This is a genomic window from Solibacillus sp. FSL H8-0538, from assembly GCF_038003525.1.
Lineage (GTDB): Bacteria > Bacillota > Bacilli > Bacillales_A > Planococcaceae > JBBOPI01.
On record NZ_JBBOPI010000001.1, the window covers coordinates 1 to 10000 of the forward strand.

The 10000-nt window shown below is 38.2% G+C and carries 7 protein-coding genes; all 7 read left to right on the top strand.

Features of this window, described 5'->3' with window-relative positions:
• The 7 genes from dnaA to MHH87_RS00035 all read left to right on the top strand — a co-directional run bounded on the left by dnaA (position 1) and on the right by MHH87_RS00035 (position 9890).
• A complete protein-coding gene (gene dnaA, locus MHH87_RS00005; RefSeq protein WP_340747325.1) occupies positions 1-1344 on the top strand; it encodes a chromosomal replication initiator protein DnaA in 1344 nt (447 codons plus the stop codon).
• 168 nt (positions 1345-1512) lie between these two features.
• Entirely contained in the window at positions 1513-2649 is a 1137-nt protein-coding gene (gene dnaN, locus MHH87_RS00010; RefSeq protein WP_340747326.1) for a DNA polymerase III subunit beta, read from the top strand.
• Positions 2650-2765: 116 nt separating this feature from the next.
• Complete coding sequence (yaaA, locus tag MHH87_RS00015; RefSeq protein ID WP_340747327.1) at positions 2766-2993, top strand: S4 domain-containing protein YaaA; 228 nt, start codon at positions 2766-2768, stop codon at positions 2991-2993.
• The gene (gene recF, locus MHH87_RS00020; RefSeq protein ID WP_340747328.1) at positions 2993-4105 is read left to right on the top strand and encodes a DNA replication/repair protein RecF; all 1113 of its coding nucleotides are present in this window, start codon (positions 2993-2995) and stop codon (positions 4103-4105) included. Before yaaA ends, recF begins: the two co-directional genes overlap by 1 nt.
• A gap of 95 nt (positions 4106-4200) precedes the next feature.
• Positions 4201-6132 (top strand): DNA topoisomerase (ATP-hydrolyzing) subunit B, encoded by a 1932-nt coding sequence (gene gyrB, locus MHH87_RS00025; RefSeq protein WP_340747329.1) that lies wholly within the window; start codon positions 4201-4203, stop codon positions 6130-6132.
• A 24-nt stretch (positions 6133-6156) separates the two neighbouring features.
• A complete protein-coding gene (gene gyrA, locus MHH87_RS00030; RefSeq protein WP_340747330.1) occupies positions 6157-8658 on the top strand; it encodes a DNA gyrase subunit A in 2502 nt (833 codons plus the stop codon).
• Positions 8659-8795: 137 nt separating this feature from the next.
• Positions 8796-9890 carry an HD-GYP domain-containing protein gene (locus MHH87_RS00035; protein WP_340747331.1) on the top strand — a complete coding sequence of 365 codons (1095 nt, stop codon included), beginning with the start codon at positions 8796-8798 and terminating at the stop codon, positions 9888-9890.
• Positions 9891-10000 lie beyond the last annotated feature (110 nt).

A 10000-nucleotide genomic window follows, 5' to 3' on the forward strand; every position in this document is an offset into this window, starting at 1 on the left:
TTGGAACATTTAGATAAACTATGGAATGCTGTCCTGGCCCAAGCTGAACAAAAAATTTCAAAACCAAGCTTCGAAACATGGCTGAAATCAACTAAATTGCTTTCTCATAAAGGAACAAATATAACTATTTCAGCTCCAAACTCTTTTGCTCGTGATTGGCTAGAGAACTACTATATTCACTTAATTACAGGCATTTTAAATGAGTTAACAGGAGAGGACTTGCTGATCAAATTTGTTGTTCAGAAGGATCAAGGTACAGATGACTTCGAACTACCACCACCAATTACCCAAGCGAAAGGTAATGACCACCATGACATTTCGCCCGGCATGTTAAACCCGAAATATACGTTCGACACGTTTGTTATCGGGTCTGGTAACCGTTTTGCACACGCTGCATCACTTGCCGTAGCAGAAGCACCAGCAAAAGCCTATAATCCTTTCTTTATTTATGGGGGGGTAGGACTTGGTAAAACGCACTTAATGCATGCAATTGGCCATTATGTAAAGGAACATAATCCAAGTGCAAATGTAGTGTATTTATCATCAGAAAAATTTACAAATGAGTTTATTAACTCGATTCGTGATAATAAAACAATTGATTTCCGTAATAAATACCGTAATGTAGATGTACTACTAATTGACGACATTCAATTTTTAGCTGGGAAAGAGTCTACGCAAGAGGAATTTTTCCATACATTTAATACGTTGCATGAGGAATCAAAACAAATTGTCATTTCAAGTGACAGACCGCCAAAAGAAATTCCAACATTAGAGGATCGTCTACGTTCACGCTTTGAATGGGGCTTAATTACTGATATTGCACCACCTGATTTAGAAACGCGTATTGCTATTTTACGTAAAAAAGCAAAGGCCGATCGTTTAGATATTTCAAATGAAGTGATGCTATATATTGCAAACCAGATTGATACGAACATCCGCGAACTTGAGGGAGCACTAATTCGCGTTGTTGCTTATTCTTCATTGGTGAATGAAGATGTGACACCTGAACTAGCTGCGGAGGCATTAAAGGACATTATGCCAAACGCAAAGCCGCGAAAAATTTCGATTTTGGACATTCAAAATGCTACTGGAGAGCACTTTCACATACGACTTGAGGATTTTTCAGCGAAAAGACGAACAAAATCAATTGCATTTCCGCGCCAAGTAGCTATGTTTTTATCACGTGAGTTAACGGACTTCTCTTTACCTAAAATAGGAGAGGAATTTGGGGGACGTGACCATACAACCGTAATTCATGCGCACGAAAAAATCTCGTCTATGCTAAAAATAGACCAGCAACTCCAGCAAGATATTAAGCAAATTCGTAGTATGCTAGGTAAATAATTTTGGGGATAACTTGGGTTTTTCTGCACAAACTTATACACAGTCTATCTACATGTGGATAGACTGATTCTATTCGTTTCAACGCACTTATCCACAAATCCACAGGACCTATTACTATATCTATTAAAATCTTTAACTAATAAATAATTATATAAGTGAGGTAAAACAATGAAATTTGAGATTATGCGAGATCGCTTATTAGCAGGACTAAATGATGTCATGAAAGCAGTAAGTTCAAAAACAACGATTCCGATTTTAACAGGAATTAAAATTGATATTACAAACGAGGGAATGAGTTTAACAGGTAGTGATGCAGACATTACAATTCAAACATTTATTCCAGTTGAAGATAATGGCGAACAGCTAATGACGATTTCTCAAACAGGTTCAATTGTGTTACAAGCAAAAATGTTTAATGAAATTATTCGAAAATTACCTACAAATGATGTAGAAATTGAAGTATCAAACGGATCTGCTACACATATACGTTCTGGAAAATCTGATTTTCACCTAATTGGCATCGATGCAGCAGAGTATCCACTACTTCCTGAAATTTCAGCTGATCGCCAATTCTCAATTCCAGCCGATTTATTAAAATCAATTATTCGCGAAACAGTATTTGCGGTAGCGACATCTGAAAGTCGTCCGGTGTTGACAGGTGTAAACTGGAAAATTCAAGGGGATGAATTAATATGCGTTGCTACGGATAGTCACCGTTTAGCACGTCGCACAGTAAAACTAGAACAATTACCTACAGAGGTTAACTCTGTTGTTATTCCAGGAAAAAGCTTAAATGAATTAAATAAAATTCTTGAAGACACAACAAATCCTGTACAAATTGTGATTACTAATCAGCAAGTATTATTTAAAACAGAAGATGTACTCTTTTTCTCTCGCTTACTAGAAGGGAATTACCCTGATACATCGCGTTTAATTCCAGAAGACTACAAAACAAATGTAACAATTAACGGCAAATTTTTATTACAAGCAATTGATCGTGCCTCACTTTTAGCACGTGAAGATCGTAATAACGTTGTTCGTTTTGAAACGTTAGAAAACAATATTGTTGAGGTTTCATCGAACTCGCCTGAAATTGGTAAAGTAGAAGAACAAATTCAAGTAGAGGGATTAGAAGGGGAAAGCTTAAAGATTTCATTTAGTGCAAAATACATGATGGAAGCGTTAAAGGCGATTGATGGCCAGGATGTAGTGATTCAGTTCACAGGTGCAATGAGACCGTTTATTTTACGTTCTGTACATGACAACGCAATTTTACAGCTGATTTTACCTGTACGTACGTACTAATATGCAATGTCGTTATGGTCCAGATAGTCGCACATGCGGCTATCTTTTTTTACTTATGAACAAATTTTAGGTATGATAGAAGGATAGATTTTAATTATACGGAGGATGAATTTACTGTGAATGAATTAGTAATTAATACAGAATATGTGACACTTGGACAGGTTCTTAAAATGACGGATACGATTAGTTCGGGTGGTATGGCAAAATGGTTTTTAAGTGAACATGAAGTATACGTGAACGGAGAAGTAGAGGATCGACGTGGTCGTAAACTACGTAACGGCGATATGATCAATATTCCGGGGGTAGGTCGTTTCCGCATTGTGGATAAGAACGGAGAAAAATAATGAATATTGAGCGTTTGCAGCTGACTAATTATCGCAACTACGAATCGCTAACACTTGATTTTTCACCGAAAATAAATGTCTTCATTGGAGAAAATGCACAAGGAAAAACAAACGTTATGGAATCCATCTACGTTTTAGCTATGGCCAAGTCTCACCGGACATCAAACGATAAAGAATTGATACGTTGGGATACGGATTATGGTAAAATAGAAGGTGTTGTACAAAAACGATACGGTAGTCTCCCAATTGAACTTACTGTCTCTAAAAAGGGAAAAAAAGGGAAGATTAATCATCTAGAACAAACTAAACTAAGCAACTATATTGGGCAGATGAATGTCGTGATGTTTGCACCTGAAGATTTAAATGTCGTAAAGGGAAGTCCACAAATTCGACGTCGATTTATTGACATGGAGATTGGGCAAATTTCACCTGTGTATTTGCATGATTTATTAACTTTTCAAAAAATATTAAAACAGCGTAATCACTTACTAAAAAATAATCAAGGGCGTTCATCAATCAATGATGTTATGTTCGATGTTTATACGGAGCAATACATTCAAGCTGCCGTTCAAATTATTCGTAAAAGGTTTCAATTTATGGAACTTTTGCAGGAATGGGCAGAACCTATTCATTCAGGTATTTCTCGCGGTCTTGAAACACTAGTTATTAAATATCGCCCTGTAACGGGAATGGATGCTAGCTGGACAGCAGAAGAAATGGCGAAGTATTTGGAAAAGAAGCTTGCTGAAGTAAAACAACGGGAACTTGAGCGTGGGGTAACGTTAATTGGTCCACACCGAGATGATTTGCAGTTTTTAGTAAATGGTTATGATGTTCAAACATACGGATCACAAGGTCAACAACGCACAACGGCACTTTCTTTAAAACTTGCTGAAATTGAGTTAATTAAGCAAGAGACGAAAGAAGCGCCTATTTTATTGCTCGATGATGTGTTATCTGAATTAGATGATTACCGACAGTCACATTTGTTGAGCACGATTCAAGGTGAGGTACAAACATTTGTTACCACAACAAGTGTCGAAGGGATCCATCATGATTCGATGGAGCATGCAAAAATGTTCCACGTGAAACAAGGGGCAATTGACCAATAACACAAGGGGTCATAATGGCACTTTCTATAAATAAAAAAGCGTGTTGAAACGCTTATCAAGAGACACATACTGAGGTTACGAAAGAGTAGGTGAACATGGTGGCTTTAGAAGAAAAAGAAATTCAGCACGAAGCGTATGATGCTGATCAAATACAAGTACTAGAAGGCTTAGAAGCTGTTCGTAAACGTCCAGGAATGTACATCGGTTCAACGAGTTCAAAAGGTTTACACCATTTAGTTTGGGAAATCGTTGATAACAGTATTGACGAAGCTTTAGCTGGTCACTGTACACATATTACAGTTGCTATCGAAAAAGATAACTGGATTCGTGTTGAAGATAACGGACGCGGGATACCCGTAAGTACGCAAGAGAAAATGGGTATCCCTGCAGTCGAAGTTATTATGACTGTACTACATGCGGGTGGTAAATTTGGCGGCGGCGGTTATAAAGTATCCGGCGGTCTACACGGTGTAGGTGCTTCGGTAGTAAATGCTTTATCAGAGACAACTGAAGTATACGTAAAACGTGACGGGCATGTGCACGTAATTGTATTCGAGCGTGGTAAAACGGTTCAACCTTTAAAAGTTATAGGGGATGCGGATGAAACCGGTACAATGACACGTTTCAAAGCAGACCAAGAAATTTTTAAAGAAACAACTGTTTATGAATTCGATATATTAGCAACGCGTGTTCGCGAACTTGCTTATTTAAATCGCGGTATTCGCATTACAATTGCGGACGAGCGTGAAGAAGAAATACGTTCAACAACATATCACTATGAAGGTGGTATCCGTTCATACGTTGAACATTTAAATGCCAATAAAGAGCCTATACATGAACCGATTGATGTATTTGGTGAAAAAGAGGGTATTTCTGTTGAGATTGCGATGCAGTATAATGCAGGATTCTCGTCAACAATTATGTCATTTGCCAACAATATCAATACGTATGAAGGTGGTACGCATGAATCGGGCTTTAAAACTGCGTTAACACGGGTTATTAATGATTACGCACGTAAAAACGGACTTTTAAAAGATGCGGATACGAATTTAACGGGTGAGGATGTTCGTGAAGGTTTAATTGCGATTGTTTCTGTTAAACACCCAGATCCTCAATTTGAAGGACAAACGAAAACGAAATTAGGTAACTCTGAAGTTAGCCAAATTACAAATTCATTATTCTCTGAAGGCTTTGAACGATTCATGCTAGAGAACCCTTCTGTTGCTCGCCAAGTTGTAGAAAAAGGTACGATGGCTGCGCGTGCGCGTGTTGCTGCGAAAAAGGCACGTGAATTTACACGCCGTAAATCAGCACTAGAAGTATCAAGCCTTCCTGGTAAGCTTGCAGACTGTTCTTCAACAAAACCATCTGAATGTGAAATATACATTGTAGAAGGTGACTCTGCCGGCGGTTCTGCAAAATCAGGTCGTGATCGTCACTTCCAAGCGATTTTGCCTCTACGCGGAAAAATCTTAAACGTTGAAAAAGCACGCTTAGATCGTATTTTAGGAAATGCTGAAATTCGTGCGATGATTACAGCGTTTGGTACAGGCATTGGTGAAGAATTTAATTTAGAAAAGGCACGTTATCATAAAATCGTTATAATGACGGATGCCGATGTCGATGGTGCGCATATTCGCGTCTTACTATTAACGTTCTTCTTCCGTTTTATGCGTCCATTAATCGAAGCCGGGTATGTCTACGCTGCGAAGCCACCACTTTATCAAGTAAAGCAAGGGAAGAACTTAGAATATTGTTATTCTGACGAAGAACTACAAGAAATTTTAGAGCGTCTACCAAAATTACCAAAACCAAATGTTCAGCGTTATAAAGGGCTTGGTGAAATGAATGCAGAACAACTTTGGGATACGACAATGGATCCAGAGCACCGTACATTAATTCGAGTAGAGCTTGATGATGCAATTGAAGCAGATAAGATTTTCGATCATTTAATGGGCGATGAGGTAGCACCACGTCGTGATTTTATTGAAGAAAATGCAGTGTACGTAAAAGATTTAGATATTTAGTGCAATTGGAAGGAGGTCCTTGTTATGTCTGACATTCAACATGGGAAAATTCAATCAAGAAATATTACGACGGAAATTAAGACGTCGTTTTTAAGTTATGCAATGAGCGTAATTGTTTCACGTGCTTTACCAGATGTACGTGATGGATTAAAACCTGTACATCGTCGTATTTTATATGGGATGCAAGAGCTAGGAAATACTTCAGATAAGCCATACAAAAAATCCGCGCGTATAGTCGGCGATGTAATGGGGAAATTTCACCCACATGGCGACTCGTCCATTTATGATGCAATGGTACGTATGGCGCAAAGCTTCAGCTATCGTTACATGCTAGTAGACGGACATGGTAACTTCGGTTCTGTCGATGGCGACGGAGCAGCAGCCATGCGTTATACGGAATCTCGTATGTCTAAAATCGCAATGGAAATGCTACGTGATATTAACAAAGATACGATTGATTTCGGAGATAACTATGATGGTAGTGAGCGCGAACCACTTGTCCTACCAGCACGTTACCCGAACTTACTAGTGAACGGTGCTTCTGGTATCGCGGTAGGGATGGCAACAAATATCCCACCACATCAGCTAGGTGAAACAATTGATGCAGTCCTTGCATTATCGGAAAATCCGGCTATTACAACAGAAGAACTAATGGAAATAATGCCAGGCCCAGATTTCCCAACAGGTGGTCTTATTTTAGGTCGCAGTGGAATTCGTCGTGCGTATGAAACAGGGCGCGGCTCAATTATGATTCGTGCAAAAGTTGAAATTGAAACAAAAGCGAATGGTAAAGAGACGATTTTAATTCATGAACTTCCTTACCAAGTGAATAAAGCAAAATTAATTGAAAAAATTGCAGAGCTCGTTCGCGATAAAAAAATCGATGGTATTACTCATTTACGTGACGAGTCAGATCGTCGCGGGATGCGTGTAGTTATCGAAATCCGTCGTGACGCGAATGCCAATGTTGTACTAAATAATTTATATAAGCAAACAGCGATGCAATCAAGCTTCGGTATTAATATGCTGGCGCTTGTTGATGGTCAACCAAAAGTACTGAGCCTAAAAGAAGCGTTATATCATTACTTAGAGCATCAAAAAGTTGTCATCAAACGCCGTACTGCTTTCGAACTTCGCAAAGCAGAAGAGCGTGCACATATTTTAGAGGGCTTACGTATTGCCCTTGATCACATCGATGAGATTATTGCGATTATTCGTGGATCTCGCAACGGAGACGAAGCAAGACCACAATTAATGGAGCGCTTTAACTTATCTGAGCGCCAAGCACAAGCGATTTTAGATATGCGTCTTGTTCGTTTAAGTGGATTAGAGCGTGAAAAGATTGAGGCAGAATACCAAGAGCTTCAAAAGTTAATCGTAGAGTTAAAGGCGATTTTAGCGGATGAAGGGAAAGTAATTGAAATCATTCAGCGTGAAATGACGGAAATCAAAGAGCGTTTTAATGATAAACGCCGTACAGAAATTACTGTTGGCGGTATGGAAATGATTGAGGATGAGGATTTAATTCCACGTGAAAACTCAGTTGTTACCCTAACGCATAACGGATATATTAAGCGTTTAGCTGCGAATACATATCGCAGTCAAAAACGTGGTGGTCGCGGTGTGCAAGGAATGGGCACAAATGAAGATGATTTCGTTGAGCATTTACTATTCACATCGACGCATGATACGATTTTGTTCTTTACAACGAAGGGCAAAGTATTCCGCACAAAAGGTTATGAAATTCCAGAATACGGGCGTACGGCAAAAGGCTTACCGCTTGTAAACCTGCTAAATGTAGAAAAAGATGAGAAAGTAACAGCAATGATTCGCGTTGACGAATTCAAAGAGGATGCTTACTTTATCTTTACGACAAAAACAGGTATTACTAAACGTACACCAGTTTCTCAATTTGCGAATATCCGTACAAATGGTTTAATTGCGATTGGCCTACGTGAAGATGATGATTTAATTTCTGTTCGTTTAACAGATGGTACGAAGCAAATTATTATCGGAACACGTGACGGTATGTTAGTTCGCTTTAAAGAGGACGATATCCGTTCAATGGGCCGTACTGCAGGTGGTGTTCGCGGAATTAAATTACGCGAAGGTGATCACGTAGTAGGTATGGAAATTATCGAACCTGGACAGGAAATTTTAGTCGTTACTGAAAAAGGTTACGGTAAACGTACGCCTGAAGAAGAGTATCGCTTACAAAGCCGTGGTGGTGTTGGTCTAAAAACAATGCAAATCACGGAAAAAAATGGACCAATGTGTGCTGTGAAAGCAGTAGATGGCTCAGAAGATATAATGTTAATTACAATTAATGGTATGTTAATTCGTATGGATGTTAATGATATCTCAATTATTGGACGTAGCACGCAAGGTGTTCGACTAATTCGTTTAGCAGATGAAGAATTTGTTGCAACGGTTGCGCGTGTTAAAAAAGATGATGATGTACCAGATGAATTAGATGATGACAACGAAGTGATCGAAGAAGAAAACGAAACAGAAGCATCAGAATAATGAAGAAGGCAACTAGTCCATTTACGATTAGTTGCCTTTTTATTTTCAAAAATTTTACAACAGCATGAAATTAGCTCTTCTCATTGAGAATAGAGTTAGATACAATAATAGTAAATAGTTAAAAGGTGGTTGTGAGATTGGAAGCTACATTCGTTAGAGTTGCCGAGCTTCGATTAGGGAAAGTTGTAGCGGAAGATATTTTTGCCAATACACAATATCCAATCGTTTATAAAAATACAAAAATTAATCATGAGCATTTACAAGTTTTTGATGCATTTCGCATTGCAAGCATTCTTGTTTATGATGAAGGTGAAACAAAAAATTCGTTAGAAGATAATGCGGTTCCATTACCAACTACCGTTCAATTGCCAAAGTTAAATAGTTTTGAAAAGCATTACAGCGACGCAATTCAACAAGTGAAAAAGGAATTTAGTAACTGGCAAGCGGGCGCAAAAGTAGATATTACAAAAGTACGTGGAATGATGATTCCTTTAATAGAGAAGGTATTAGAGGATCGATCTTACATTTTTGATTTAAATAGTTATTCGAATCCGAAGGACTATTTGTATCACCACTGTATTGCCACGGGGTTAATTTCATCAATTATGACCCAAAAGCTTGGTCATGAACGAGGGATAGCGATTCAAATGGCCATTGCTGGTATGTTAGCAGATAGTGGAATGGCTAAAATTCCATTACGTATTCGAGAAAAGAAAGAATCATTAACGCAACAAGAATTTGCAGAAGTCCGAAGACATCCTTATTACAGTCATTTAATGGTGAAGGATTTAACCGCATTAAAAGACACGATGAAAGAAGCAATTTTTCAACACCACGAACGTTTGGATGGTAGTGGTTATCCGAATGGTAATAAAATTGGTGATATCTCTAATTTTTCACAAATCATTGCGGTGGCAGATGTTTTCCACGCGATGACGAGTGAACGTCTGTATCGTTCAAAGCAATCTCCATTTAAAGTAATTGAGATGATTAAAGAATCAGAGTTTGGAAAGTTTGATATTAAAGTTGTGCAGGCATTAATTGATATTGTAGTAGATTTACCAATCGGTACAAAAATTGAGCTCTCTAATCTTGAACGAGGCGAAGTAATGTTTATTAATAAATATGCGCCAACACGACCTTTAGTTAAGCTAACAAGAACCGGAGAGATTGTTGATCTATCTAGTACAAGAAGCTTTTATATTTCACGCGTAATTACAAAGGAATACTAAAGGAAAGAAAGGTTGCTATTAAAGCGCCTTTTTTTTAATTCATATTAAAAGGGCAGAATAAGAGCTTAAATCATCGATGTAATGAGCCAATTAATGAGCTTGTATTCATA